The organism is Kitasatospora sp. NPDC051705, from assembly GCF_044453265.1.
Lineage (GTDB): Bacteria > Actinomycetota > Actinomycetes > Streptomycetales > Streptomycetaceae > Kitasatospora.
On sequence record NZ_JBITCO010000043.1, the window covers coordinates 12,835 to 38,594 of the forward strand.

Consider the following 25,760-nt stretch of genomic DNA (forward strand, 5'->3'; position numbering starts at 1 on the left):
CCCGGGTGTGGGCGTCGATGGCCTCCTCGAACCTGCACACCTCCTGCAGCGCGAGGCCGAGATTGTTCAGCGCCCGGCCCTCGCCGTGGCGGTCGCCGAGGTCACGGCAGATGGTGACGGCCCGGGTGTGGGCGTCGATGGCCTCCTCGAACCTGCACACCTCCTGCAGCGCGAGGCCGAGATTGTTCAGCGCCCGGCCCTCGCCGTGGCGGTCGTCGAGGTCGCGGAAGATGGCCAGGGCGGTGGTGCTGACGGTAATCCAGTCGTCGAAGTAGCGCCGCCGGTCTAGGAACTCGGCGAGGTTGAACGCGAGATGGATGCTGGTCTCGGGATGGCCGAGGGTGTGGGCCGTGGTGGTGGCGGCGATCAGGTTGAGGTGTTCGGCGTCCAGCCAGGCCAGGGCATGGTCGCGGTCGGGGAAGCGGGGGGAGCGGGTTCCGGGCAGAGTGGACAGGTGGGTGTCGGCGGCTTCGGTGGTGCCCCGGTAGAAGTCGAGGAGGGCGGTCAGGGCGGCCTCGCGCCGGTCGGTGTCGGCGTGGGTGCGTCCGTGTTCGTCGGCATACAGGCGTACCAGGTCGTGCATGCGCCATCGGCCCCAGGCCTCGGCCGGTCCGGGCGGGATGACAAGGTGGGCGCGGGCCAGGTCCTGCAGGAGTTCCTCGGTCTGCCAGTGATCGGTGCCGGCCAGGTGGGTGGCGGCTTCGGTGGAGGTGTCCGGGCCGGGGTTGAGGGGCAGCAGCCGGAACAGGCGGGCGTGCGGGCCGTCCAGGCGTTGGTAGGACAGGTCGAACGCGGCGCGTACGGCGCGGTCCTTTCGCCGTAGCCGGTCCAGGCGGGTGTGCGCGGTTTCCAGGGCCTGGGCGAGGGAGGCCAGGGGGCGGGCCGGGCTGTCGGCGAGGATGGCCGCGGTGATCCGCAGGGCCAGTGGCAGGCCCGCGCACAGGCGGGCGATCGCCTCGGCATGTTCGGGCTCGTCCTTCACACGGGTATCACCCGTGCCCCGGGCCCGGTGCAGGTGGCCGTTCAGCAGGTCCACGCAGGCCTGCGGGTCCATGGGGCCGAGGTCGTGCAGGCGCGCGTCCAGGTCGAGGGTGTCGCGGGAGGTGACCAGGGTGGCAGTGGTGTTGTCGGTGGGCAGCAGCGGGCGGGCCTGGTCCTCGGTGGAGGCGTTGTCGATGACGACCAGGATCCGGCGTCCCCGCTCGGCAAAGGCCGCCAGCACGGTGCGGTAGAGACGGGAGCGGTCCTGCAGGCCGGCGGGGATGTCTTCGGCGGGCATGCCCAGGGCACGCAGGAACCCTTCCAGGGCCTGCTCGGGCGGTACGAGGCGTTCGGGGTCGTAGCCGAACAGGTCGACGAACAGCACGCCGCCGGGGAACCAGCCCGGCTCGCGCAACGCCCGTGCCGCGGCCTGCACGACCAGTTCGGTCTTCCCGACGCCGGCCAGCCCCACGACCGCCGTCACCAGGACCGCCCGCTCGCCGTGATGCACGGGGGACAGGGCGGAGATCAGGTCCTCCACCTGGTCCTCGCGGCCGGTGAAGGTGACGGAGCCGGGCGGCAGGCCGGACAGGGCCGGGGTGACCTCGGGCGGCAGCACCACGGTGATGTTCCGGCCCTGGATCACCGTGTTCAGGAAGACCCCGTCGCTGATCCGGTTCGAGACCGGCCCGTCCGGCCCCGGCGGGAGGTCGGTCACGGCGGTCAGCCCTGCGAGGTCGCCGGGCCGGGGGCCGGTTCGGCGGGAGGTGCCGGGGGCGTGGCGGGGAAGGAGGTGCCGGAGAAGTCCCGGCCCTGCTGCACCGGGGCGTGGAAGGTGCCCCCGCTGACGGTGTTGGCCACACCGCCGTCGCCCGTGCGCACGAGTTTGGCCCGGTCGTGCCACTGCTGCAGGCCGGTGCGGAACTCCGGGTCCAGCGCCGCCCGCACCGCCAGGGCGGTGCCGAGCGCGTGCACGTTCTCCGGGGCGGTGGACCGCTCAAGCGCGACCAGTTCCGCCTCTCCCGAGGACACCGCTGGCGTGCCGTCCGAACGTTGGAACGGACGGCGCACCAGCGCGCCCAGCGAGGCAAAGGCCTGCTTGCCCGCTTCACCGCCGGCCCCACCGGCCAACGCCGCCAGCAGGACCATCGAAATCGGCTCCACCACACACCACCCCTGTCGTCGCATCGCCCATCCCGGGCCATCACACGCTACGAGCAACCCCACCCGCAGGAGGGAAAACCGAACAACATCCCGCCACCGACCTCCGTATAGGACATCCCGTGGGTTCGGACCCGTCTTCGGCCCTTGCCCGGCGCGTGTTGGTCGGTTGTCCTGCGATACCCTGCACGCGCCGACCGAGATGGATCATGATGGTTCTTCGCGAATCCCGAAGAACCATCATGATCGAACTGGCCCATCTGCCGCCGTTATCGGAGTTGACCTGGGCAACAAGGCAACTGCGGACGGCGGAACCCACGGGATATCCCACACCCGCCTGTCGGCACAGCGCGATGCCCTGCGACGGCCTACGCTCGCCGCATGGCCACCGCTCCCACCCTGCAGGCGCCTGCGCGCCCGTCCGAAGACGAGGTACGCGCCCTGGCCGTGTTCCTCTACAACTGCAGCTGGGCGGCGATCCGCCAAATCGGCGGTTCCGACGCGTGCGCCGCGGCGGCCGTGGTGAATGCGTCGAGCGGTCTCGACCTCGCGCTGCGCGCCGAGCTCGGCCGCATCACCGCGCTGTACACCGAGCGCCTCAAGTTCCTGCACGCTGCCGGGAACGACTAATCGCTGATGTCGTCCACGATGGTGAGCAGGAAGCTCGGGCCCTCGGCCGTGTCAGCCACGATCGAGTTGCGCAGACGGACCCACTGGTAGCCGCCCTCGCGCCGGGACAGCCGCAGCTCCGCCCGGCCGGACTCGATGCGGGCGCGCTCCATCAGGGCCCGGTCCTCGGGGTGCACGAAGTCGGTGAAACCATGCTTGCAGAGCACCGCGCGGGGGCGGCCGAGCAGTCGGCAGAGCGCGTCGTTGACCTGGATCAGTCGGCCGAGCCCGCCACCGAGCAGCTCAGTGATGGCCATCCCGCTGGGCGCGTACTCGAAGAACTGGCGGAAGCTCTCCTCGCTGGCCCGCAGCGACTGCCGCTCCTTCTCCAACCGGGCCATTGCACGCTGTTGTTCCGCTCGGAGCCGGGCGTTGCCGATCGCGACGGAGGCCTGCGCGGCGAACCTCTCCAGTTCCTGGAGTGATGAGATGTCGGGCCGCTTGCCGCTGCGCGGGCGGTCGACCGTGAGGACGCCGAGCAGGTCACCGCCGGCGCTGTACATCGGGGCGAGCAGCCAGTCGGCAGGGTGCCAGTCATCGGCCTGGACAGGGACCGGGCCGTTGCCGATCCAGCGCGGGATGTCACTGGCGACCGCCCAGTCACGGTCCCACGGTAGGAAGCGCAGGGCGCCCCTTTGGTCGCTGACGCCGAGCAGCCGGTCCCAGGACTCCCGAAGGCTGACCTGACCGAGCAGCGCCGAGGGGCCGCCCATCGGGCTCTCCTCTAGTTCCCGGGTCGCTGCGACCACGAGGTCGCCGTCCGGCCGGACAAGGCTGACCACGGCGGCGTCGAAGCCGAGGGCGTGCACCGCGCCCTCGACGACGACGTCGAGCGTGGCCGCCAGGCTGGGTGCAGCGTTGAGGTTCATTAGGATCCGGTGCGATGTATCCGGGGCGACCAGGTCTTGAGAGCTGGCGGCTCTCCTTTCAGCGTCCGTCCCCTCGCGTGCTCGGTCGCGCTCGTTCTTGAGGGCATCCTCCGCGGCGTGGAGGCGGGCTTCCAGCCGCAGGCACTGTTCTTCTGCGTTGTGCTTCAGTGTCTGGGCACGTGAAAGCTCGGCTCGGAGGGCCTCGAGTTCGGCTTTGAGGCCGCGGATCTCGTCCCTGAGTTCGTCCGCGCCGCCGGGCCCTGTGTAGATGTCGAGTTCTGAGGAGCCCGAGGAGTATCGGGCTGTGGCCCAGTCGGTCTCGAGCTGCCGGTAGCGCTGTTCGGCTTGTCGGGCCCTGTCCTCGGCTGCCTCCAGCTCGCGTAGCAGGGCACGTTCACGAACGCTGGCGCGGTGGAGCTCGCGCTCGGCAACGCCGAGGCTCTCCCGGAGCTGGTCGAGCCGGTGCAGGGAGGGGTTGCGTACCCGCAACGCCTCCAGGCGCAGGTGGTGGGCCTGACTTCGAACGCCCTCGGTGACGGGGTTTCCGTTGAGCTCGGTCACCTGTTCCAGGAGGGCGTCTACGAAGTCCGAAGCGGCGATCCGTTCGCCGCTGAGGAAGCGGGAGACTGACCCCTTGTTGCGATTCACGCGGGCAGCGAGGCGGGTCTGCGAGATGTCCAGAGCCTCGAAGAGCTGGTTCAGGAAGCTGATGAAGGCTTCGACCTCGGGCTCGTTCTCCCCTGCACGCCGCCCGGGTTGCCTAGTCGGTTTCTCCAGCACGCCGCCCCCTCCTCAAGTTCTCCCGTGTTGCATCCAGGTGGCAACTGTTGCGGCTGGTGCAACACCGACGTCTAACGGAAGCGTAGGCGACGGACCCAGGCCGACCAGCCGCCGGTTGAAGCCCTCGTGCGGTGACCGGCTGCGGGTCTTGCCCAAGGCCCCTGATGCGTGAGGGAAACGGAGAACAGAACGTGGACGAGCTGGACCCGCCAGGTCAGGCACCGAGCTGGGACGGGGTGGAACGCCGGGCCCGCCGCTCGCAACCAGATGCGGCGCCGGCCCAGGAGCCTGTCCGGCCCAACGGCGAGGGGCTGGGCCGACAGCTCCTCTTAGGGATCGGATCCACCGTCGGCGCGAGCGCCGTGATCTGGGTCGTGGAGTTCGTCGCCTCCCACCTCGACGTGCACTGGCATTGAGCCGGGCCTGGCTCGCGAAGCGTCGATCAGGCCGGCAACCCGCTGACTGAAGCCGCGGCTTCAAGCCGGGGCTTCAGTCAGCGCCCGCCACCGCACGAGAGCCCTGACCCGGTGATAACGGGCAGAGCCGCCGCCGAAGACACCTCCAGCTGGTGCCGACGCACGGCATGGGGCATGAGCAGGACGGCGAGTGCGCCGATGGCGTTGAGATCATCGCGGTACTGAGGCATCACGGCGCGCAGACCGCGCTGGACAGCCCAGAACGCGGCCCCTCATCGTGGGTGTACTGGCGCGCCTGCTCCGCGAGCAGAGTGAGCGCGGCCGCCGGGGTGCCGTAATCGCAGGCGGGTGGGCCGGCTGCGGCACAGGGCGGTAGCGTCGCGCCGCATCACGGTGACCAGGTCGACCACCGCTATCTCCTCCGCGGCCACGACAACGCCGGACAGTGCCCGGAAGTGCACGTCGTGGCCGGCGGCGGTGGTGAACCGGGCGGGGGCGCCGCGCGCGCTGACCCGGGCGTAGCAGTGGGCGGTGCCCTGACGGAAGTCGGCCGCGTGCACGGCCAGGACGAACAGCTCCCCCCGATACCCGGCCCGCCGGAACTCCTGCGCGTCGACGGCGAGCTTGGCGGGGTCGGCGGGGTGGTCTAGATGACGAGGTTGCCGCGGCGCTCGCGCACGGAGGCCTCGGCCCGGGCCTGCCAGGCCCAGTAGTCGGCGCGGATCGGCTCCGAGGCCCGGCGCGGATCGGTCCGCAGCAGCTGCAGGTAGTCGGGGTGCAGGACCTTGAAGTCGTCGCCCGTCAGGTGCACCGACCGGTGCAGGCCGCGGTGGACCAGGTGAGCGGCCCGGCCTGGGGCTGGACGGTCTCGAGTGTTGCCGTGCCCCTGCCCGATGCCGTCTCCGCAGGGCGGCTACGCCTTCCACATCGTCCGGCCGGACTTCACCCGGGACAGAGCAGCTCGCCACCACCCGCAAGACGACCTCCTGTCATAGTCCGAGACGGGCTCAGTAGCGTTGCCGGTGGGGACGTCGGGCGAGGTGGGCGCGAGCGTCGGTGCGGGGGACTGTGCGGCACAACTGCCCGGCCCGGGCCTGGCAGTGAGGGCAGGAGCGGGTCATCGCCTCGAGGTAGTCCTCGGTCTCCTCCCAGCCGAGGTCCCACAGGCGGGCAACGTGTGCGACGCCGGCGATCCGGCGCGTCGACGGGATACTGCGGCAGGCCCGGCCCGCGCGCGCGTCGCACAGCCAGCAGGCCCGGTCGCAGACCGGGCACCCGTCCGCGGTCCGTAGCTCGGCGCAGCACAGGATCTCGTGCTCGCCGGGTCCCAGGGCGGAGGCGTGGAGTGCGGTGGGGCCGGGCCTGCTGACGTCGTCGTCCCACTGCGGCGCGTCGGGGCGGTAGCGGTCGTCCCACGGGGCGCGGACGGCTGGCGGGGGAATGGTCGGCCGGCGGGGTCGCGGGGCCGCGGTGCAGTCCCGGGCTGCGCCGCGTCGTACGGGATGGACGCTGCTGCGGCCACCGCACATGACACCAGGTTGGGCCTTGCACTGTGGGCATCGCACTGCCAGCGCGGGGTCCTGGTCACTCGTCGCCACGATCGTCCTGTCTGGAGCTCTGGTCTTCCTTCCCCGATCCGGGGCGCCCGAACGCGTCCGGGCTCATCCGCCAGCCAACGCCGGCTGCGGCGGTCAGGGCCGCCACGGCCGACCAGAACACCGTGGTCCACACGGCTTCCGCCACGGCTCCTTCTTTCCCGGTCCGGGTGTAGGGGCGTGGTGGGGTCGCGCCGGTCGTGCCCGCCGTCGCGGCCGGACGCGTGGTCAGTGGCTGGCTTCGACGGCGACACCGACGAGCTGGAGAATCGCCTGTCCCCATGCCGTGGCAGCTATCAGGACTCCGAACACGACGGCGGTGAAGACGGTGAACGCCTCGTCCACACGGCTACGGGAATGGGTGGGGCGTCGGAGCCGGATGACGATGATGATCGCGAGGAACACGCTCGCGCTGACCGTGTACTGCACTGCCCACCCGGCCTCGGTTGACCCTGTGTGAGGCACCGCTCACTCGGTGCCCGATGTTGTCGAGGTGAGCATGCCAGAACAGTGCGACCGTACGGGCCGGTTCCGAGAAATCCGCCGGGTCCGAACGGTCCTCACCAGACAGCCTGTCAGGCCTGACCCGCTCAGCGGACCGGTACGGCACCCAACCTCCTCCCACGGTCCAGCCGCTGACCGCCACGATCCGGTCAACCCGGTCCGCGCGAGGGACAGAGTTCGCCCAGATCCCAGCGGCCCGGCACCACCGACTCCTACGCTCGCGAACACAACTCGTCACAAGGGGGGAACGCCGTGGCCCGAAGGCCCACACGACGACGCCGCTCGACCGCCCGCCGCATACGGCAGGCCCGAGAAAACCTGCTGCTCCTGGTGCTCGCGGCAGCGGCCGTGATCAGCGGGATGGCCGTCGTGCTCAGCTGGCTGGCCACCCACCTTCTGCTGGTCGGCGTGATACTGGCCGCGGCCACGGTGGTGGCGGCGGTCGTCCTGCGTGTGCGGGTACTGGCCCGCCGTCAGGACCTTGAAGCGCGGGTCGCGCAGCTGCGGCACATCGGCCCGTTCCTGAGCATGAGCCCGAAGGCGTTCGAGCACGCCCTGGCGGACCTGTGCAGGCGGGACGGCTGTACGAAGGTGACGGTGGTCGGCGGGGCCGGCGACCTCGCGGCGGACGTCCTGGCGACCACCCCGACCGGACAGCGGATCCTGATCCAGGCCAAGCGGTACGGGCCGAAGACCTTCGTCGGCTCCCAGGACGTGCAGAAGGTCAACGGCACCTACCGCGACGTTCACCACTGCGACCTCGCGGCCGTAGTCACGACCAGCTCTCTCACCAAGGCCGCCACCGCGTTCTGCACACAGGTCGGCATCCGCGTCGTCGACCGCGGCGCGCTCGCCCTGTGGGCGGAAGGCACCGGCAAGCCCCCCTGGGCCTGACCCCCGACCCGAGACCGCCGACGCACGCGAGCCCGGTCGGGCCGCCGGCTGCGCACTGGGAGCTCGGGCACTTCGGGCACGTCGGGTACCTCGGGCAGCGGTACCAAGCGGGGTGCCGGAAGCACCTCCGGCAGCGGTACCAAGCAGGGCACCGGCAGCACCTCCGGCACCGCGCCCGCCCCGGCCGCCCCGCCACCGCCCCGGCCGCCCCGCCACCGCCCCGGCCGCAGCAGCCGCGCCCGCGCACACCAAGGGCGAACGCGCTCTAGATTCTTGGGAATTGCGTCCAGGCGCCATCCCGCCCGGCGGATCCGCCCTACGATGATCCGGCATGGAGGACAAGCATCCCGAGGACGCCGCAGTTACCAGGAATGAAGCGTCCGATGTCGAAGTGCACGGCATGTTAATCCAGGCCAGAGACGTTCGCATTCGGCTCGCCGAACCGGACCCCGTCCCCGATATACCCGTCATCGTCACTTGGCGCTGGCTTACGCACGACAGTGTTGGCGTCGGGGACGACGAGGACGAGCAGGAAAGCCTCATGTCGGGTGCGCCAGCCCTGGAGATCCTCGTCGAGGGGCGCAGCGCGCAGGCGGCAGTCCTGAAGGAGCTGCGGCCTGTCGTCCTCTCTCGTCGTCCGCCTCGGCAGATTCGGTCGGCAATTGTCAACGCGGGCATCCTCGAAGTGCGCCCCTTCGAGGTCGACCTGGATCCCGAGGTCCCCGAACTGAGGTCTCTTGGAGCGGACTTCCCGTTCAAGGTGTCCCGCGACGACCCGGAGGAGTTCCGCGTCACGTGCACCTCGTCGCGGGATGAGGTGCGCTGGAGGCTGGAGCTCCGCTGGGTGTGCGCCGGACGCTCGGGGAGCGTTCAGATTCCCGAGGAAGGGAGCTTCGGAGTGTATCCATCGCTTCACCGCTGTCAGCCCCGGGCGGAGTTCGACCTCTCGGTGGATCCGGTGCCCGGGGACCCGATGGCTGACAGGTCTCTGGCAGAGGCGCTCATGGGGCTGGTGTCCGCCTCCGGCTGTTCCGTTGCAGAGATCATCGACCTCGGTCGCCATCATCTGCGGCCCCCGGCGGTCTTCGCCGGCCAGGCACTGCTCGACTGGCTGGAGGGCAGGTCTGTTCCGTCCGACGCCGACCTCTTCCAACGCCTCGTCTGCCTTCTGGAGGCCGCTGCCTCCAGAAGGGACCCGTGCTACCGGGGGCGGGGTGCGGGTTGGTGGGAGGACATGCGCCGAGTAGCCGAGGGTGGGGACCGGCACTAGTAGGGCTTGGTCAGGTTGGTCGTGGTTGGGCGTGTCCATTGGCGGGTTGTGGCGTTGAGGGTGTGTGACACCTGGGGAGATGGATGAGGTCCGGGAGGACCTGGAGTCGTTCGCGGCGGAGATGTTCGAGGCGTTCACCCGTAGCGATCAGCGCCGTTGGGGACAGGTCTACCTGCGCGGACTGCTGCTGGATGGTGGGCGCAAGTCGGTGGAGCCGATGGCGGCCCGGCTTGGCGAGGACGGCAACCGGCAGGCGCTCGCGCACTTCGTGACCTCCAGCCCGTGGGACCCGGCGCATGTGCGGGCCCGGCTGGCGTGGCGGATGCAGACCGAGGTGAAGCCGACGGCACTGATCGTCGATGACACCGGCTTCCTCAAGGACGGCGATGCCTCCGCATGCGTGTCGCGGCAGTACACCGGCACCGCCGGCAAGGTCACCAACTGCCAAGTCGGTGTCTCGCTGCACCTGGCCTGCGATCACGCCTCCACCGCCGTCGACTGGAGACTGTTCCTCCCCAAGTCCTGGGACCCGGCCTCCGAGAAGGCCGAGCCGGCGAAAGTCGCCCGCCGCGAACGCTGCCAGATCCCCGTGGACCTGGGTCATGTGGAGAAGTGGCAGCTTGCTCTGGACATGGTCGATGAGACCCGTTCCTGGGGCGTGCACGTCCCCCTCGTCGTCGCGGACGCCGGCTACGGCGACGCGGTGGCGTTTCGCCTGGGCCTGAACGAGCGGGGGCTGAACTACGTCGTGGGGATCTCCACCACCCTCACCGCCCAGCCCAGCTCCGCGCGACCATTCACCCCGCCCTACAGCGGAACCGGCCGCCCGCCGGTCGCCCGGTATCCCGAGCCGGCGAAGAGCGTGAAGGCCCTGGCGGTGGAGGCGGGGCGGACCGCGGTCAGGCCGGTGTCCTGGCGCGAGGGCAGCCGCCCGGGCAAAGGCCGCACCGGACTCAAGCGCATGTATTCGCGGTTCGTCGCACTACGGATCCGCCCGGCCGGACGCGAGATCCGCGACGCCACCGACGGCGTCGAGCTGCCCGAGTGCTGGCTGCTGGCCGAGTGGCCGGCCCAAGCGCCCGAGCCGGTGCAGTTCTGGCTCTCCGACCTGCCCGCCGACACCCCGCTGACCACCTTGGTCCGTCTGGCCAAGCTCCGCTGGCGCATCGAACACGACTATCGCGAGATGAAGCAGGCCCTGGGACTGGCCCACTTCGAAGGCCGCACCTACACCGGCTGGCACCACCACGTCACACTCGTCGCCCTCGCCCATGCCTTCTGCACCCTGCGGAGGCTGGCCCGGGCCCCAAAAGGAACGGCAGTGGCCTGAGCCTCTACCAGGTCGTCCGCGAGCTGCAGTTGCTCCTCGCCACCTGGACCGGACGCTGCCCGACCTGCCACCGCAACATACCCACACCCCTGCGAACCTGACCAAGCACTACTAGATGAGTGATGCGAAGGGTTAGTGGTCGTAGCCGGTCAGCGAGCGCATGACGGGCTGGCCGGTGTGGTGGTTGTGCCAGATCGCGCTGGTCAGGGCGAGGACGCGTTGTAGGACACGGACCATGACACCGCCCGGGGTGCGGCCATGGTGGCGTTCGAGGTCGAGCTGGGCCTTGAAGGTCTGGTTGACGGACTCGATGGTCTGCCGCAACGGCTTGAACACCTCGGCGCCGGCCCGCAAGGGCTCGCCCTTGCGGGCCGGGCGAAGCAGACGCACTCCCCATTCGGCGAGTTCGTGTTCGAAGGCGCGGCCGTAGTACTGCCGGTCGCCGATCAGGGTCTGGCCCGGGCGGGAGAGGGCGAGGCCGGGTTCGGCGTGGAGCATGCCGAGCAGGGTCTCGCGCTCGTCGGCCTTCGCGCCGGTCAGCGCGAAGGCGACGGGCAGCCCGTGCAGGGTGCACACCAGGTGCAGGCGCAGGCCCCGGAAGAACCGGGAGTGGCTGGCGCAGTAGCCGTACTCGGCCCATCCGGCCAGGTCGGATCGCTTGGCCGTCTCGCGGGAGCGCCCGCACTCCACCGGCGTGGAGTCGACGACCCACACGCTGTCGGTCCACAGCGGGGTGTCGGTCGCCAGCAGGCGGTTGACCCGTGCGATCAGGTCTGCGGCCTTGCGCAGGCGCCGGTTGTAGCCCGACTGCCCGAGCAGGTACGGGAACAGATGGCGCAGGTGGGCATTGGCGTGGCGGATCCACCGGCGCTCGGAGGTGAAGCCGAGCAGGGCCTGCATCACCGCGAGGGTGACCAGTTCGGCGTCACTGAGCCGGGGCGCGATGCCGATCTTAGGCCGCCACGGCGCCAGGTGCGGCGATTCCTTCAGCAGGTCGTCGGTCTTCACCTAGAGTGCGGTCGCGAGGGAGTCCAGGTCAGGCGTCACAACCGACCTTTGGACTCCCTCGCTTCATGTCATGCGCGCCAGCGAGCCCTTGGCATCATTCATCTAGTGGAGCCTGCACGGTGCGCGCTTATGCGCGGGTAGTCCGTGTTGCGGGGCTGTTGCCAGCTGTAGACGAATCAGTGGACCATGACAGGCATGGAGGCTGGGGCGGGGGAAGCGGCCAGGTGGATCATCGAGCAGGAAGATGAGCTTGTCTGTCAATGGTTGTACGGGGTGCTGGCGGACTGTGGGTCCGAGGCCCGAGAAATTCTCGATGCTCTCGGCCCACTGCGTGAGAACGGCACCGACTTTCTGGGGCAACCGAGGCCGGAGGCTCTGAACGCACTCCGGCACGTCTGCCGGTGGGCTCTCGACAGTCGCTTCCTCCCCTACATTGCCTTTGTTCCTTACACGTGCACGTTCCGGGGCTCGCCGCCCGGCCAAGCCTTCTTCGTCATGTCCTCCTTGGACCAGCAGCGCCTCCAGCAGGTGTTGGAGCCCACCGTCTCCCGTCGGGACTTCGAGATCGCACTGACGACGGCCCGCTTCCGAGCCGTGTGGCTAGCTCAGGCGTACTCCGAGCTGAGGATCGTGCGGCCGGTCCTCGACGCGCCTGTGGAACGGGATCCGCCGCGGCACGGACGCCTCAGGGACGGCATTGTCGGCCGTGCGTTCTGTGAGGAGATCGCCGAGCGGCTCATGGCGGGGCAGGCGCTCCGACGCGCCGCCGGAGAGCAGACCGTGCCCGCGATTCGGGCGTGGGTTACGGCGACGGCGGCAGTTCTAGATCGCGGTCTGACCAACGACGACATAGGTGAAGGTCTTCGACTAGTAACCCAGGGGCTCCGGTTCTGCGACTGGACCGTACCCCACCCGGTGGCACTGGCCGGCGCCTATCTGACGCTCGGCCTGGACTATCTCGAGAAGGTGGAGAAGCAGATGCCGGACCACATCGAAGCATCGGGCCAGGGCTCGCAGCGGGCGCCGGTCATCATCAACGGCAACGTAGGTGCGTTCAACAGCAAGGTGACGAACAGCAGCTTCGCGGTGGCCGAGACGATCCGGGGTATCGAGATCACCGTCGGCGCCCTCGATCGCGACGGACAGAGCGACACTGCCACCGCTCTCCGGGACCTCATCCACGCCATCCAGCAGGACCCCGCACTCGCGGACCACCGAGCCCAGCTCCTCGACCACGTCGCCGATGTCGCTGAGGCGGCCGCCGAACCGGACCGTCCGCGCGCGCTCAGCCGAGCCCGCCTGGCCATGGCCGCCATCACCGGCGCAGCCGGAGCGTCCGCCCAGCTTGCCCAAGCCCTCACCACCTGGCAAGACACCCTCGGCCGCTTGTTCTGAGCGGCCCGAGCACGTTCCGGGCAGTGGGAGTCAGCCGCGATCGTGGACAGAGCGATCACGATTCTGGCCCCTCGATGACCCGTCCGTATGGGGGCTTGAAACTGGGCATTCCAAGATCGGTTGTCCGCCCGTTCTTGGAGACGGCCTGCATGGCCGCGAGCTTCTCTATCGCGGAGGACAGGCTGACTTCGAGACCGGCGACTTCGCCGGTCCAGCCTTCGCGTTGGGCCTCGGCGATGCGGGCATCGAGATTGGTGATGATCTCGGTGAGACGAGGCATCTGGGCTGGATCCGGTCGCAGGAGCGGGCAGTGGATGCATGCTTCTCTGAACTTACTGCCGAGCCTTGCTCGTGGCCACGATGTCGATGGCGACTCGAAGCGGTGTCTCCGCATTCCCTAGTAGCGCCCGGGTGATTGCGATCGCCTGGATGATGCTCATGCCGTGCTCGGCCAGGAGCGTCTGGACGGCCTCCATTCCGTCGCTCTCAAGGACTGGTCGGGACTGCTCGACCAACACGGTCCAGCGTGCGGCCTCCTCAGGGCTTAGCCCGTTTACGTGGTCAAACACACTTCCTCCCCGTGATGAGCCGATGGGTTGTACTCACGTCTCGTCAGAGCCCAGTGCTGCACTCAGGACTTTGGCAGCGTCAGCGTATTGAAGGCGGTCGAACTTAAACGGGCCGAGTGCCGAATAGTCGCGCGTCTTGCGGTGGGGTTGCTCGAAGGAGTCCCAGGTCACGTGGTCAGGGGTCACTGTGATGCTGGCCATCAGCGGCCAGCATCCCCACTCACCGCATTCACAGCCGAGCACGGGCGTCTTCGGCCCCATCGCGCCGGTGGATCGTCCATGGAAATGGTCGTCCATCGGGCCGAACCGGAAGAACTGCGGGATAAGGCCTCCGTAGGCGTCGCCGGCTGGTTGCATCCCAGCTTCCGTCTCGAACTGGTCGATCAAGTCGGTGAGAGGGGTGCCGTCAATGCACGGGACGACTTCGAGCACGCCACGATCAGCGTGGCGACGGCAGACGAAGATGATCCCCTGGTTGATCATCTCCTGATTCTGGCAGCTCATGCCGTCCCCGTTCCTCCTGATTACTGGGCAGTCATGGCCGCGGTGGCGAGGCCGGGGAGACCGATTGTGGAGTGGGGATACCGAGGTCGACCACGGCCCGATGGTCACGGCGTTGGTCGATCTGAGCCAGCTTGCCCTCCGCACCGGCGAGGCTGACGTGCAGCCCTTCGATCTCGCCGTGCCATCCTTCGCGTTCGGCCTCGGCGATGCGGGCGATGAGGTTGTCGCGGATGTCAGCCAGCCGGGCCTGCTGGGCCGGATCAGGTCGGAGGAGCGAGCATCTGACACAAGCGTGCTCATGGATGCACGGAGATCCGAAAGCGCGTGCGCAGGTGCCGATGGACACTTTCCGCTTCTCGAAGTGAGCGAGGAAGGCGTCCCACTCCTGCTCCGTCGGGGTCCGGTACTCCTCGCTCGGGCGGGAGGTTCGACGGCGGGCGATGAACGCCCGGTGGGCTTCGATCGTCTCGGCAGGGTAGACCGCCTTGTAGGCAATCGTGGTTTCTATGCTCTTGTGACCGCAGATCACCTGGGCAATGTGCGGGGGCAGTCCGTTCATGATCGCGTCGGTGACGAAGATCCTTCGGAAGTCGTGGGGAGAGAAGGTCAGTGCTTCGCCTTCGGCGTTGGTCAGCCCGGTGGCGGCCAGCGCGTTGATCAGCAGCTTGCGGATTGCGGTCGGCCTGAAGGCGCGGTGCTCGGAGCCGATGCCGCGTTGGAACAGCAGTGGCATCGGCGGGTTCCAAACCTTCTCGCGGACGTCATAGGCGGCCACCAGCGGAACCGCGCCGCTGGGGCCGCGCAGTCGGCTGATGATGGCGCAGAGGACATCAGCGAGTTCCGGGCTGACCAGCAGGAGTCGCTCGGTGTCGGTCTTGGACGGAGCGATCTGTAGCAGCGGCACGACCTCTCCGGTGGTCGGGAGCCGGTACTGGGCGACGCTGTGGTGCGTGAGTTCCAGAAGTTCCTCGTTGCGGATGCCGGTCAGACGCAGGACCTCGATCGCGGCGAACGCCCAGAACGCTTCCTCTTCTTCATAGGTCAGGTTCCGACGGCGCCCGCTGAAGGTCTCCTCGGCCCAGGTGAGATGGTCGGCGGCCTTCGGAGCGATGGCTTTGCGCAGGGCCCCTCCGGTGCTGGGGATCAGCGTTCCGGGCTCGGTGTCTGCCGCCGCCCGGAGCAGGCCGGCGGGTTCGCGGCGCCGTCGGTCGGTGGTGCTGACCAGGATGGGGAGGACGGGGAGCCTCTCGCGGGTGCGCTGATCCATCCGGGCTTTGCGCCGCTTGTGTGGGTGCGGGCTGGCAGCTGGCCACCTGGAACTCCCCGCAGACGGGCGGTGCACGGCTCCTGCTGCGCGCTGGCGTCCCGGTTGGCTGGACCCCGCTGCTGCCACAGGGTCCCTGGGGACTGGGCGGCTGGATCGCCGTCGAGCACCAGGGCGACGGCCAGTCCGGCCGGTTCGTGGTGGGCACCCTCGGCCGGCCCCAGACCTTCGCCACCGCCGACCTCGCCCTGGACGTGTTCCAGCGACCCGGCCGACGCCTGGCCGACGTCGAACCACCCCGCGCCCCGGCCACCGCCGCCCGCACGTCCGCGGTGCCGACGCCCGACCTCACCCTGGGCCAGACCACCGGCCGGACCGCGCCCACCGACCGGAACCTGGGCGAAGCACGCCGCGACTACGCCCTCGGCGACGGCCTGGTCCCTCACCTGGCCTACCACCCCGAACGTCCAGGCCCTCGAACGACGAGGCCGCCTGCTCGGCTGGACCGAGGTCTACGACGACAACACCTCCTGGATCGTCCTCATCAACGGCCGCCCGGTCGCCGACGCCACCGACGGAATACCGCTGCTGTCCGTCAACCCCACCGACGCCCTCATCCTGCTGCGCCTGGCCCTCGACCAGGGTCTCGGGAACGGGTAGCCCGCCGCCGACCGCACGAGCCCGGGGTCTTTCGCCGTGACGGTGGCCCGGCGGCCGGACGACAGGCCTTCCGCGCGGAGCGGGACTCTGAAGCGATCAGCAAGGGCAAGATCACTCCTCGTACCACTGCTCTGCCCCGAGCCGGGCCTCGCTGATGACGCTGTCACCGACACGGGCAGCACGCACCAACACGCCGAGGCCGTAGATCTCCTTGTCCCCGCTGACGGGAAGCCGCAGGCCGAGGTCGTTGTCCGTGATGTACCTGACGATGTCGGCTTCGACGGCGGTGACCGGCCGGCCGACGAGCGGGATGCCGTCGAGGAGGACCTGGGGGCCGGATCGCCCAAGGGCGGTGACCGCAGCAAGGAGCGGGCCGCGGCCTTCCTCCCACCCGAGGTAGTGCGCGCAGACGCCGGCGGCCTCGAATCGCTCCTCCACCAGTCGCTCCTCCGCAGGGTCGCCTTGGGCCGCCCAGGGGGTGCCTGCGGGGAAGGGATGGTAGGTGCCGCGCGAAGAAGCCGTCTCCCCGCCCAGGGCAGCCGACACCTGCTCCGGCGTCATCTCGAACCGCAGCGGCCCCACCCGCTCCAGCGGCACACACTCCCACTGCGGCCGCTCCCGCTCGGGCCGTACCGTCCACGGCCCCGGTTCGGGAGCGGGGCGCCGGGAGTTGCTGCGCCAACTGGCCACGGTCGCGTCGCCATACGGGTTCTCGGCCAGGCCGGGCCCGGTCACCAGCAGGTCAGTGACCACGGCATCCCCCCGCTGCGGGAAGCCCTCGGCATCCGGCAGCCACTGCTGGACCGCCCCCACCGAGACACCCCACGCCGGCACATCCTGCTCCCCTTCGGCGTTCAGGACCTCCTTCACCCCGCACCGCAGCGCGATGCGGCTGATGTCCGCACGCACCTCGGAAGGCGCCCGGCCGACCAGCACCACGCCCTCCAACAGCACTAGCGGCCCGCGATTCGCATTGATGCCTACGGCCACCAGTTGCTCCCGCGGTCCGAAGATCGCGCTCACTCCGTGCTGGCGGTACCGGTTCCACAACCGCAGGCCGCCGCTGAGGACGCCGTGCGGAGCGTCCTCGCCCAGCGCCACGTTTACCTGTTCAGGAGACATCCCGAACCGCAGTGGCCCCACCCCCACCAGCGGATCCAGTAGCCAGCTCGCCCGGCCTCCGACTCCGACACCCATGCCAACCCCCGTGTTGCGTCCGGTCACCGGCCCAATGGGCCTGCAAGGAACCCCAACCTAGCGATGACCTGGGACATCAGGCGCAGCAGCGGATCGGCGATCTCGCCTGCAGCATCATCCGCCTCCGGCACCTTCGAAAGTCAGTCTGAAACGATCAGTTAGGCGGGTGGCCCCGCTGGCTCGGTTCCCGCGCCGGGCGTAGGCCTGCGGCTCCCGCTCGCCGGCTACAGCTCCGTCCACCCGCCCGCCCGCCTGCCCCGACCGCCGAGCGGGGCGCGGCTGGTCCGCGCTGGACCAGGTCCTCGATCCGGGCGGCGCCGGCCGGGACGCCGGCCAGCATCTCGGCGACGGCCGGGAGGATGAGTATCGGCTGCTCGCGTGGTTGGAACGGGCGGGGTGCTGGTGTCCGGGTGCGGACGGAGGCACGCTGAAAGGGGCGGGCCTTTCGGCGGGCCGGCCATTCGAGGCGGTGACGGTGCCTGCGGGTGCGGGCCGTGCGAAGGGAGTCACGGTGATCGAGGTAGGCGACATCCGCGAGTGGCGCACCCATGACGTCGTGGACGCGGGCGGTCACAAGGTCGGCACGCTGGAAGCGATCTACGTGGACACCAGCACCGACGAGCCGGCGATGGCGACCGTCCAGATCGGCCTGCCCACCCGCCACCGCCTGGTCTTCGTCCCCCTCGACGGCGCGAGCGTCGGACCCGGTTACGTCAAGGTCGTCTACGACAAGCCGCTGATCAAGGACTGCCCTGCCATCGGCACCGACGACATCCTGCCCGCCGAGGACGAGGAAGCGATCTTCCGGCACTACGGCCTGACCTACCAACCGGGCGCCGCAGGTGAGCGCCAGCTCGCCCGCCGCTGAACACCCCCGTCCCGCGAAGGAGGCGCGCGATGGTCCTCTTCCTCCTGATCGTCATCGTCGCAATCGTGCTCGGCATCGTCGGCGTCGTCGTCCACGGAATGATCTTCCTGCTCGCCGTCGGCGTTCTGCTGCTCATCGCCGACGTGGTCTACCTCGCGGTCCGCTCGGCCAGGAACCGGCGTTCCCTGCGCTGACCCGTCCCTGTCGGCCGGTGGAGCCGACCCCTCATGGCGAGGGTGCGGGCGGCGGCGGGAGTTCGTCATCCGCGAAGCGCCCGTCGAGTGGGCGCCAGGTGTTGCCGACGGCGCGGGGTACGTCGGCAGGCTTGGTCCGGCACATGGAGGTGTCGCGTATGGCCATCAGGAACGGCAGTACCGCAGGGGCTGGGTCGCAGGGGCGGCGCCTGGCCGACAGCCATGCCATGAGTGTCGTGGCCAGGGTCGGGCTCTGCGCACGGGGAGCGATCAACGTGCTGGTGGGGGTTCTGGCCGTGCGGATCGGGCTCGGCGCAGGGAGCGGTACCGAGGCTGACAGGTCCGGCGCGGTACGGACCATCGGCGAGCAGCCCTTCGGCCGCGTGCTGCTGTGGGCGCTGGTGGTGGGGCTGGCGGCGATGGCGCTGTGGCGGCTGTCCGAGGCCGCGTTCGGATCTTCGGTGCCGGGCGGTGACAAGTGGACCAGGCGCTTGGGCTCGCTGGTGCTGGCGGTGTTCTACGCGGTGATCTGCGTCGGCGTGGTGCAGACCGTCCTGGTCGGCGGCTCCTCCGGGGGCCGGTCCGGCAACGAGACGTCCAAGGAGTACACCGCGAGGGTGCTGGGCTGGCCGGGCGGGCGGCTCCTGGTCGGCGTGGTCGGAGCCGTCCTGGTCGTCGTGGGCGTGGTGATGGCGGTGCGCGCGGTGATGCGGAAGTTCGAGGAGGATCTCCAGACGGGTGACATGAGCCCGCGAACGCGGCGGGTCGTCGCGCTGCTGGGCATCGTCGGCGGTGTGGCGTGCGGCGCCGCCGCGGCGGTGTCCGGCCTGTTCATCCTGCTGGCCGCAGTGAAGTTCGACCCCAGCAAGGCCAAGGGCCTGGACGAGACGCTGCGCTCGTTCGCGGACACACCCGCCGGGCCCGTGCTGCTGATCGCCGCAGCGATCGGCTTCCTGCTGTTCGGCCTCTACTCCTTCTGCGAAGCCCGCTGGCACAAAACCCCTGAACAATCGGACCCGCCAGCGCGATGACGGCAGCTGTGCCGACAGAGCAACCGACCCCGTTCCCCGGGCGACACCGACAGCGCACCGACCCACAACCCCTCGAAAGGGGGCCCGACCCCACCCGCCACCGCTGCGGCCGGCCCACCGAAGCCCCGCCGGCCGCTCGCCGCGCCGCTGGCACAGCGACGGCATCACCGTGGTAGTCAACACCCATGCCGATGAAGCCTCCCGACCCAGAGGGCCGCTCGTCCCTGTTCGGGCGGCTGCGCCGCAGGGTCGGCCGTTCGCCGGCCGGGCGGGGGTGGAGGCGGGGCAGCGCTCTCGAGCTGTGGCAACGGTCGCTGGGCTTCGCGGCGCTCGGGTTCCTCACGCTCGTGCCGCTGCTGATCGTCGTCTCAGCGGCCGACCCGGCGAACGGGCAGGGCTTCGCACAATGGCTGGGCGAAGTACTCGGCGTGTCGGCGCCCTCCAGGAAGAAACTCGAGCAGCTGATCGCCCTGCCCGGCCAGACACTGCGGACCACGACGGCGTACAGCCTCGCCGCCCTCGCTGTCTTCGGCCTCTCATTCGGGGCGGCGGTGCAGACCACCTACGAGAAGATCTGGGGCCTGCCACCGGCCCGCTGGTCGGCCAGGTGGCGGCACATCGTGTGGCTCGCCGCCCTCATCGGGCTCCTCCTGCTGTCCTCCACCACCACCCTGTGGCGGCAGACCCCGCTCGGCGGCGTCGCCGCAGTGCTGAGCGCCATCCTGTTCCTCTGGTGGTCGCAGCGGTTGCTGCTCGGCGGACGGGTCCGCTGGAGCGCCCTGCTGCCCGGCGCCGTGGCCACGACCGTCGGGCTGCTCGGCCTGAGGGTCTTCTCCCGGTTCGTCTTCTCGCCACTGATCGCCACCAACACCCTCGCCTACGGACCGATCGGCACCGTCCTGGTCATCCAGTCCTGGCTCGTCGGCGTCGGCGCCGTCGTGTACGGCGGCGCACTGGCCGGCCGGCTGCTCCACGACGAATATCCCCGCGTGGCAGGTGCACTGAAACGACGAAGGTGAGGCCGGGGCCGTCCCAGAGGGCACGCCACCCCACCGAGAGTGCGGTCCGTCAGGCCACGGCCCGGCGGACCGAACGCAGGAGAACACCGCCCACCGGCACCAGGCCGCGGCCACACGCAGGCCCGGCGGTGAGCGCGGGCAGGCTGGCGAGCGATGGAAGCAGGCCCGGCACGGGGGGATGGCGGGATATCAACCCTGCGATAACGCCGGACGGTCCTACAGCTCCGTCCACCCGCACGCCCGCCCGCTGCCGCCGAGCGGGTGCCAGACCGGTGCGGACGGGCCGCGCTGGACCAGGTCCTCGATCCGGGCGGCGCCGGCCGGGACGGCGGCCAGCAGCTCGGCGACGGCCGGGTTCTCCTCGGCGGCCAGCCGCAGGTCCGCCACCGCGCCGCGCACCCCGGCGGCCGCCGTGCCGACCAGGACCACCAGCAGCCGCGGGAACGCTCGCCAGCGGCGCTCCCATGCCCGGCCCCGGCCCCGGCCGCCCGGCCCGGCCTGCTCCCACAGGGCGGCGCAGGCCGCCAGCTGCGCCGCGGTCTCCTCGGCGCCGACACCCGTACGGTGGCGTTCGACGAACGCCCGCAGCCGGTGCCGCTCCTCGCCGGTGCCGGCGGTGTACGCGAGCTCGGCGGCGGGCCGGTACACCCCGCCTTCGCCGGCGGGCAGCGCCCGGGCGGGCAGGAGGTCGAGCGGGCCGCAGTCCTCGCCGCGCTCCCGGGCGTCGGCCACGAAGGCGGCGTGGATCCGCCCGACGTCGAGCAGGTGCTCGCGCCCGTGCCGCACTGCGAACTGCTCGCCGTCCAGCGTCTGGGCGTCCGTGCGGCGGGCCTCGGGGAAGGTGGCCGCCACCGCTGCGCCCTGGGCGGTGAGGTGCCAGGCCTTCGCCCGGCCGGCCTGCGGCAGGGTCACGAAGTCGGCCAGGCCGTCGGTGTGCAGGCGGGTCAGCCGCTTCTGGGTCTGCTTGATCCCGGCGGTGCCGCCGTGCAGCTGGTGGAGCTGCTCGGCGGTCGCCAGCGTGAAGCGGTGAAGCGTGACCAGGACGTCGTGGTCGGTCTCCAGATCCCCGTGCACGAAGGTGCTCCCTCATTCCGAAGCGCGGGCTTATCCCGTGCTCGGAGAATGGAACCCCATGAAACTCACCGGATTTCTCACCATCAAGGTTGGTAGTCCATAACGATCTGATAACTCCCACCATCAAGGTATCCCACGTTCTAACCGGTCCGAAATGCGGTCCGTAATCCCGTCCGCCAACCGGTCCCGACCTTGGGGCCCTCGTCGGACCGGTCGGCACGTTCCTGACCTGCTGGGATGGCCGTCAAGGTGCCTTGGTGAGTTTCCTTGGTGGCCCATCAAGGAAACTCACCAATGCCTTGGTGGCCCTGGTTAGTTTGCCGGACCGCTTCCGTTCCCCCTGCCGTTTCCCCCTCCGCTGCCCCTACCGGCCACCTCGCGCCCGGGAGGCGAATCCGCCCAGCTCAGCGCCCGAATCCGGGCCGCCGCCGCATTCTGACAACCCTCTTCTCCCGTCTTTCTGCTTTTGGTTTTGGTTTGTGGTTGTGGCGTTGTCGGTTGGTCGGTTCGGGTTGTTGCACCTGCGGTGGGCTTTTCCTTTTCTCGCGTCCGGCTGGTGCCGGCCGCGCGCTGGTCGGGGGCGGCGGCGGGGGCCGGATCCGGGGTAGTGGGAGAGGGCGCGGCACGCGGGCCAACAACGGGCTTGGCGGCTGTCAGGAGCGCCGGATATCCCTCAGAGGCAGCAGCCGACCACGACCACCGGGAGAAGCCCGTGAGCACCCGTCAGAGCCTCGCCCAACCCGACGACAACGACGACCAGGCCGACGCCGTCGAACCCGCCGAGCCGACCGGCCGGGACGGACCGCGTACCGGCGCGGCACCGCCAACCCCAACGGCTCGACCACCGCGCTGCGCGCCGACGTCCTCGGCGCGCTCGGCGTCCTCAAGGTCGCCACCGCCGACCAGCTCCAGCGCCTGCTGCGCCCCCGGGCGGCGTCGAACACCGTGATCCGGCAGGCGCTGCGCGATCTCGCGCTGCACGGCCTGGTCGCCTCTGACGGCAACACCCGGGACCGCCACAAGACCTGGCGGCTGGAGGGAACGGCCGGACTGGAGGCGGCCAGCCACGTCCTCGGCCTGCCCCGCGCCGACATGGGCTCTACTGCCCGGGGCGCCGGACGCTCCGGCGCCCAGCACGCGATGGCGGTCAACGAGACGATCAGCGCGTTCGTCCTGGGCGGCACCGCGTCCGAAGCCGCGGGCGGGGTCGGCACCGTGACCGATTGGGCGACCGAGGTGGAGTTCCTGCTGCCGGGCGGCCGCCGCAAGGTACGCCCGGACGCGGTGCTCCAGGCCCCGGAGATCGGGGTTCCGGTCCTGATGGTTGAGGTCGACCGCTCCACCATGGCCCCGGAGCGGGTCGCCGCGAAGTTCACCGCCTACCGCGAGCTGTTCCGCACCAAGGTGAAGAGCACCGACCCGGCGCTGGCCGAGCAGGACCCGACCGACCGCACGGTGCACTGGTGGCGCCGCACCTACCCCGGCCCCCACACCCGGCCCGGCTACCCGCCCGTCGCCCTGGTCGTCACCGGCGCCGGACCCGTCGCCCTGGCAGGCCGCCAGGAGGCCGTGGCGGACCTGTCAGCCGAGATCTGGCGCGGGCAGTGGTGGACAGTGCCCCAAGACGACAACGAGGGCGACGGCTGGCGCGAGTACGACGACGCCGTGCCCATCCTCGCGACCACCCTGGAGCTGCTGGCCGAGCACGGCCCCCTCGGCCCCGTCTGGTGGCGCTACGGCCGCCCCGGCCGGCACTCCCTGCTCGACGCCCTGGAGAACCCGAACAACCGCGCCGCCTACAACCAGCGCCAGAAGGCCCGGGAGAAGAAAGCCCGCCAGGAGCACCGAGATTGGATGCGCACTCTCGCCTGCGCCGACTGCGGCAACATCCCCAAGGAGGAGAGCACCTGGCACTACGGCCCCGACGGCCGCCACGTGGAGTGGACCCGCCAACCCGGCGGCCGCTGCTGGACCTGCCACCAGGAACACACCGAGCGCCTGGAACGGGAGGCCCAGGAGCAGCTGGAGGCAGCCCGGGCGGTGAACGCCGCGCTGCGCCCGTGCTGGACGTGCCGGGGCTCGATCGGAGGGAAGGAGGGCTCGAAGCTGGAGCTAACCGAGAAGGCCAGTCCGGATCGGCTTGAGTGCCCGCAGTGCGAACAGGACCGCGCCGTCAAGGACTTGGGCCCGCTGGTGCTGCCCACCCCGACCAAACGCGAGCAAGTGGCCGCGCTGGTCTCCACGCCGGACGACCCGTGGTGGGAGGTGCGGGTGCTCCACGCGAAGCTCTACCCGGTCCGGAGCCGCAAGGCGTGACCTGCTCGTGCTGTGGCGGGTTCAGCGGCGTTGCTGGTGGGGGCGTTTGGCGGGGGGCATGGGTGTCGGTCCGGGAAAACGGTACGGCACTCCGGGCAGGGAGGCTGCTCATGCGATCATGACGGTGACGACTACTGAGATCACGGCCACCACTAGCCCCAGAACGCCGACGACAGCCCCGATGGCTCCAGACAATCCGGGGCTTGTCGTCAGGTGCTGCCACCAGAGCATCGGAGTCGGCGTGATGCGCAGCCGCGTTCGGACCAGCCAGTCGGCGAAGAACTGCCAGCTGAGAAGCGATACCGCAGCCAGGGCCATCCCGCCGAAGAGGTATCTGTCGCCGCTCTGGTCAAGACCGATGTAGTCGACGAAGAGCCAGAACAGGAAGGTCTGCATCGCGACATGGATCATCCACGGCCAGCCGCCTGCGAGACGACGCACGCCTTGAGACTGCTTCAGGGTCTTCGTCAGAACGTCGAATCTGTCGCGGGCCGCAGCTACGTCAGGATCACAGACTCGGACGCGGGTAAACCACCGCGAGTCGGTTACCGCGACGATGCCGAGGAAGATCGTTTTGAAGTGACCTTGAGGGTTCTCAAGGTCGCCCATCGTGATCTCGACGCGCGGGTCGTTCGGCGCGCTTGCCGTGCTCACTGTCAGCCTCAGCGCAGCAAGGGTCTTCTGGCCGACCTCGGCTTCCAGACTGGCGAGCGAGCTGGACATCACACGGAAGCCGTCGCCTTTCCCAGGACCGTCCCCTACCCATCCCGAACCTTCCCAATGAACGACGGTGGGCTCTGAGTAGCCAGCTGTTGCCCCGTTTTGCAGGTCTTCCAAGTGCTTGCGCTTCAAGTGGCAACCGGCGAACTTCTGTTGGCGAGACCAGGTCAGCATGGCCCGTACCCTAACGGCTACTGGGGAGCCGGGTGGCTGGTTCAACTGAACCGAACCCGTCGGCTCGACCACCTGGTCGACCGGACCTCGGGCCGGTCTGTGTTGTCGTTCGGGAGGTTGAGAGCCTCGGGTCGTTGTGGTTGCCGCTGCCTACGGACAGGGAGCGCAAGCAGTACCGGCGCGGCAGGTTCGCTGATCCGTGGGGGGAGGGGAGGAGGACCGCGTGCTTCACGCCAAGCTCTACCCGACGAAGGGCCGCCTGGTGTGACCTGTTGGTGTTGGTGGGGGTGAAATGGCCTCTCTCGCTGGGTTGTCTTGACCTTTGGTTGTGCCTGTTGGAGGCTCCGGTGGGGTTGGTGCCGTCCGGGGTTTGGTGACTGTGTGTGGTGGTGGTTGGGGGTCGGGTCGGGGTCGCTCGGGGGGCCGGTGGGGTGTTGTGGGTTGTTTTCGGGGTTTAATTCCGCCGGTAATTCGGTCGGGTTGTTTTGGTGGCGCGGTTGCCGATAAGGGCCTGAATTCGGGTTGGAATTGCGGGTCAGGGGATGGCGGCGGGGGTGGGTGTTCGGTTTGGTGGGGGTCGGGCCCGGTGTGGTCCGGGCCTGCTGCGCCTGCTCGGCCGCCGTCGTCCCGGGTCCGCTGTCCAGGCCGCGCCCCGTCCGGGTGCTTGCTGCCGTCGTCGCGGTCCCGTCGTGCTGGCCGTCGTCCGGGTCGCGCCGCCGTCCGGGGCCGTCCGGGTCTGGCTGTGCCGCCGTCCCGGGCCGTCCGTCGTCCCGCTGCGCCGCTGTCCCGGTTGGACGGCTGGGTGGCCGTCAGGCCGCCGTGGAGGCTGTTCTGGCGCTGTTCTGGTGGTGGGTGGGGGTTGTCGCGCGTGCTGTCGCGTTGCCTGTCGCGATGGGGTTCTGTCGCGTGTTGTGACGTGGGCGGATACCCCTGTTCCCCTGTGTGTGGTCCGGGCGCGACAGGTGGGTGCGACAGGGTGCCGGAGGGTGGGGCCGCGGCTGCTGCTCGGTGGTGTCGACGACCGCCAGGTGCTGGCGGTCCTGGCCGCCGTCCGAGGCGCTGTCCGGGGCGGCGGGGCATGGCCGGGACGGCGGCCGCCCGGGAAGGCCGGCCTTGTCGGCGGCCTGGTCCTGGTGGTGGTGTTCGGTGGCCGGGTGCTGGCCGGGTGGCCGGTGGTGGGGGTGCAACGCGGGGGTGCAACGCGGTGTTGCGGTGGGGTGCAACACGGGGCCGTGTTGCGGGTCTGACCAGGTGTTATGTGGCCGTGGGCGGGGGTGGGTGGGTGTGTTGCACTTCGT

25 protein-coding genes are annotated in these 25,760 nt (G+C 70.0%); 11 read left to right on the plus strand and 14 right to left on the minus strand.

The features are described from left to right. Together ACIA8Q_RS32295 and ACIA8Q_RS32300 are read right to left on the minus strand one after the other, a co-directional pair. Positions 1–1,699 (minus strand): tetratricopeptide repeat protein (locus ACIA8Q_RS32295; RefSeq protein WP_396318201.1); only part of this gene is annotated, 1,699 nt, incomplete at its 3' end. Between the two features lie 5 nt (positions 1,700–1,704). Beyond that, complete coding sequence (locus tag ACIA8Q_RS32300; protein ID WP_396318202.1) at positions 1,705–2,148, minus strand: hypothetical protein; 444 nt, start codon at positions 2,146–2,148, stop codon at positions 1,705–1,707. Between the two features lie 375 nt (positions 2,149–2,523). Here ACIA8Q_RS32300 and ACIA8Q_RS32305 point away from each other — a divergent pair, with 375 nt between their 5' ends. Further along, positions 2,524–2,772, plus strand: coding sequence for a hypothetical protein (locus ACIA8Q_RS32305; RefSeq protein WP_387908128.1), 249 nt, complete (start codon positions 2,524–2,526; stop codon positions 2,770–2,772). On the opposite strand, the gene ACIA8Q_RS32310 is transcribed toward ACIA8Q_RS32305, so the two are convergent. Beyond that, positions 2,769–4,460: a PAS domain S-box protein gene (locus ACIA8Q_RS32310; protein WP_387908131.1), complete on the minus strand. Its 1,692-nt coding sequence runs from the start codon at positions 4,458–4,460 to the stop codon at positions 2,769–2,771. The genes ACIA8Q_RS32305 and ACIA8Q_RS32310 overlap by 4 nt on opposite strands. Positions 4,461–4,651: 191 nt before the next feature. On the opposite strand from ACIA8Q_RS32310, the gene ACIA8Q_RS32315 reads away from it, so the two are divergent. Further along, complete coding sequence (locus ACIA8Q_RS32315; protein WP_387908134.1) at positions 4,652–4,876, plus strand: hypothetical protein; 225 nt, start codon at positions 4,652–4,654, stop codon at positions 4,874–4,876. A gap of 646 nt (positions 4,877–5,522) precedes the next feature. Here the strand turns inward: ACIA8Q_RS32315 and ACIA8Q_RS32320 are convergent. The 3 genes from ACIA8Q_RS32320 to ACIA8Q_RS32330 form a co-directional block, all read right to left on the minus strand. Then, positions 5,523–5,687, minus strand: a complete 165-nt coding sequence (locus tag ACIA8Q_RS32320) for a zeta toxin family protein (RefSeq protein ID WP_387908136.1) — start codon at positions 5,685–5,687, stop codon at positions 5,523–5,525. 773 nt (positions 5,688–6,460) lie between these two features. After that, positions 6,461–6,619 carry a hypothetical protein gene (locus ACIA8Q_RS32325; protein ID WP_396318203.1) on the minus strand — a complete coding sequence of 53 codons (159 nt, stop codon included), beginning with the start codon at positions 6,617–6,619 and terminating at the stop codon, positions 6,461–6,463. An 80-nt stretch (positions 6,620–6,699) separates the two neighbouring features. After that, positions 6,700–6,900, minus strand: coding sequence for a hypothetical protein (locus ACIA8Q_RS32330; RefSeq protein ID WP_396318204.1), 201 nt, complete (start codon positions 6,898–6,900; stop codon positions 6,700–6,702). A 405-nt stretch (positions 6,901–7,305) separates the two neighbouring features. Between ACIA8Q_RS32330 and ACIA8Q_RS32335 the strand changes: the two genes are divergently transcribed. From ACIA8Q_RS32335 to ACIA8Q_RS32345, 3 genes are all read left to right on the plus strand, one after another. After that, on the plus strand, positions 7,306–7,869 hold the full coding sequence (locus tag ACIA8Q_RS32335; RefSeq protein WP_396318205.1) for a restriction endonuclease: 564 nt from the start codon (positions 7,306–7,308) through the stop codon (positions 7,867–7,869). 331 nt (positions 7,870–8,200) lie between these two features. Next, positions 8,201–9,139, plus strand: a complete 939-nt coding sequence (locus ACIA8Q_RS32340) for a hypothetical protein (RefSeq protein WP_396318206.1) — start codon at positions 8,201–8,203, stop codon at positions 9,137–9,139. Between the two features lie 79 nt (positions 9,140–9,218). Beyond that, positions 9,219–10,469: an IS701 family transposase gene (locus tag ACIA8Q_RS32345; protein WP_396318207.1), complete on the plus strand. Its 1,251-nt coding sequence runs from the start codon at positions 9,219–9,221 to the stop codon at positions 10,467–10,469. 132 nt (positions 10,470–10,601) lie between these two features. Here the strand turns inward: ACIA8Q_RS32345 and ACIA8Q_RS32350 are convergent, their stop codons facing one another. Beyond that, a complete protein-coding gene (locus tag ACIA8Q_RS32350; RefSeq protein WP_396318208.1) occupies positions 10,602–11,477 on the minus strand; it encodes an IS982 family transposase in 876 nt (291 codons plus the stop codon). Positions 11,478–11,672: 195 nt separating this feature from the next. On the opposite strand from ACIA8Q_RS32350, the gene ACIA8Q_RS32355 reads away from it, so the two are divergent. Beyond that, positions 11,673–12,872, plus strand: coding sequence for a hypothetical protein (locus ACIA8Q_RS32355; protein ID WP_396318209.1), 1,200 nt, complete (start codon positions 11,673–11,675; stop codon positions 12,870–12,872). A gap of 55 nt (positions 12,873–12,927) precedes the next feature. On the opposite strand, the gene ACIA8Q_RS32360 is transcribed toward ACIA8Q_RS32355, so the two are convergent. The 5 genes from ACIA8Q_RS32360 to ACIA8Q_RS32380 form a co-directional block, all read right to left on the minus strand. Next, the gene (locus tag ACIA8Q_RS32360; protein WP_380336004.1) at positions 12,928–13,152 is read right to left on the minus strand and encodes a hypothetical protein; all 225 of its coding nucleotides are present in this window, start codon (positions 13,150–13,152) and stop codon (positions 12,928–12,930) included. A 52-nt stretch (positions 13,153–13,204) separates the two neighbouring features. Continuing rightward, positions 13,205–13,441 carry a hypothetical protein gene (locus tag ACIA8Q_RS32365; protein WP_396318210.1) on the minus strand — a complete coding sequence of 79 codons (237 nt, stop codon included), beginning with the start codon at positions 13,439–13,441 and terminating at the stop codon, positions 13,205–13,207. Between the two features lie 33 nt (positions 13,442–13,474). Further along, positions 13,475–13,924, minus strand: a complete 450-nt coding sequence (locus ACIA8Q_RS32370) for a hypothetical protein (RefSeq protein ID WP_396318211.1) — start codon at positions 13,922–13,924, stop codon at positions 13,475–13,477. Between the two features lie 52 nt (positions 13,925–13,976). Next, entirely contained in the window at positions 13,977–15,212 is a 1,236-nt protein-coding gene (locus ACIA8Q_RS32375; RefSeq protein WP_396318212.1) for a tyrosine-type recombinase/integrase, read from the minus strand. A 768-nt stretch (positions 15,213–15,980) separates the two neighbouring features. Further along, positions 15,981–17,093 carry a hypothetical protein gene (locus ACIA8Q_RS32380; protein WP_396318213.1) on the minus strand — a complete coding sequence of 371 codons (1,113 nt, stop codon included), beginning with the start codon at positions 17,091–17,093 and terminating at the stop codon, positions 15,981–15,983. Positions 17,094–17,577: 484 nt separating this feature from the next. On the opposite strand from ACIA8Q_RS32380, the gene ACIA8Q_RS32385 reads away from it, so the two are divergent. From ACIA8Q_RS32385 to ACIA8Q_RS32400, 4 genes are all read left to right on the plus strand, one after another. After that, the gene (locus ACIA8Q_RS32385; protein WP_396318214.1) at positions 17,578–17,934 is read left to right on the plus strand and encodes a PRC-barrel domain-containing protein; all 357 of its coding nucleotides are present in this window, start codon (positions 17,578–17,580) and stop codon (positions 17,932–17,934) included. Positions 17,935–17,963: 29 nt separating this feature from the next. Next, a complete protein-coding gene (locus ACIA8Q_RS32390; protein ID WP_396318215.1) occupies positions 17,964–18,128 on the plus strand; it encodes a hypothetical protein in 165 nt (54 codons plus the stop codon). A 227-nt stretch (positions 18,129–18,355) separates the two neighbouring features. Then, entirely contained in the window at positions 18,356–19,159 is an 804-nt protein-coding gene (locus ACIA8Q_RS32395; RefSeq protein WP_396318216.1) for a DUF1206 domain-containing protein, read from the plus strand. 185 nt (positions 19,160–19,344) lie between these two features. Next, positions 19,345–20,178: a YhjD/YihY/BrkB family envelope integrity protein gene (locus tag ACIA8Q_RS32400; protein WP_396318217.1), complete on the plus strand. Its 834-nt coding sequence runs from the start codon at positions 19,345–19,347 to the stop codon at positions 20,176–20,178. A gap of 216 nt (positions 20,179–20,394) precedes the next feature. Here the strand turns inward: ACIA8Q_RS32400 and ACIA8Q_RS32405 are convergent, their stop codons facing one another. Continuing rightward, positions 20,395–21,252 (minus strand): replication-relaxation family protein, encoded by an 858-nt coding sequence (locus tag ACIA8Q_RS32405; protein WP_396318218.1) that lies wholly within the window; start codon positions 21,250–21,252, stop codon positions 20,395–20,397. A 294-nt stretch (positions 21,253–21,546) separates the two neighbouring features. Between ACIA8Q_RS32405 and ACIA8Q_RS32410 the strand changes: the two genes are divergently transcribed. Then, complete coding sequence (locus ACIA8Q_RS32410) at positions 21,547–23,568, plus strand: replication-relaxation family protein (RefSeq protein ID WP_396318219.1); 2,022 nt, start codon at positions 21,547–21,549, stop codon at positions 23,566–23,568. Between the two features lie 108 nt (positions 23,569–23,676). On the opposite strand, the gene ACIA8Q_RS32415 is transcribed toward ACIA8Q_RS32410, so the two are convergent. Beyond that, positions 23,677–24,462 carry a hypothetical protein gene (locus ACIA8Q_RS32415; RefSeq protein ID WP_396318220.1) on the minus strand — a complete coding sequence of 262 codons (786 nt, stop codon included), beginning with the start codon at positions 24,460–24,462 and terminating at the stop codon, positions 23,677–23,679. Positions 24,463–25,760: the final 1,298 nt, after the last annotated feature.

What these genes read in the sequence shown, in the direction of transcription:
- ACIA8Q_RS32305 (WP_387908128.1), top strand. Translation starts at nt 2,524, where the DNA reads ATGGCCACCGCTCCCACCCTGCAGGCGCCTGCGCGCCCGTCCGAAGAC.
- ACIA8Q_RS32340 (WP_396318206.1), top strand. Translation starts at nt 8,201, where the DNA reads ATGGAGGACAAGCATCCCGAGGACGCCGCAGTTACCAGGAATGAAGCG.
- ACIA8Q_RS32345 (WP_396318207.1), top strand. Translation starts at nt 9,219, where the DNA reads ATGGATGAGGTCCGGGAGGACCTGGAGTCGTTCGCGGCGGAGATGTTC.
- ACIA8Q_RS32355 (WP_396318209.1), top strand. Translation starts at nt 11,673, where the DNA reads ATGGAGGCTGGGGCGGGGGAAGCGGCCAGGTGGATCATCGAGCAGGAA.
- ACIA8Q_RS32360 (WP_380336004.1), bottom strand. Translation starts at nt 13,152, where the DNA reads ATGCCTCGTCTCACCGAGATCATCACCAATCTCGATGCCCGCATCGCC.
- ACIA8Q_RS32370 (WP_396318211.1), bottom strand. Translation starts at nt 13,924, where the DNA reads ATGATCAACCAGGGGATCATCTTCGTCTGCCGTCGCCACGCTGATCGT.
- ACIA8Q_RS32375 (WP_396318212.1), bottom strand. Translation starts at nt 15,212, where the DNA reads ATGGATCAGCGCACCCGCGAGAGGCTCCCCGTCCTCCCCATCCTGGTC.
- ACIA8Q_RS32390 (WP_396318215.1), top strand. Translation starts at nt 17,964, where the DNA reads ATGGTCCTCTTCCTCCTGATCGTCATCGTCGCAATCGTGCTCGGCATC.
- ACIA8Q_RS32395 (WP_396318216.1), top strand. Translation starts at nt 18,356, where the DNA reads ATGAGTGTCGTGGCCAGGGTCGGGCTCTGCGCACGGGGAGCGATCAAC.
- ACIA8Q_RS32400 (WP_396318217.1), top strand. Translation starts at nt 19,345, where the DNA reads ATGCCGATGAAGCCTCCCGACCCAGAGGGCCGCTCGTCCCTGTTCGGG.
- ACIA8Q_RS32410 (WP_396318219.1), top strand. Translation starts at nt 21,547, where the DNA reads ATGCCTTGGTGGCCCTGGTTAGTTTGCCGGACCGCTTCCGTTCCCCCT.
- ACIA8Q_RS32415 (WP_396318220.1), bottom strand. Translation starts at nt 24,462, where the DNA reads ATGCTGACCTGGTCTCGCCAACAGAAGTTCGCCGGTTGCCACTTGAAG.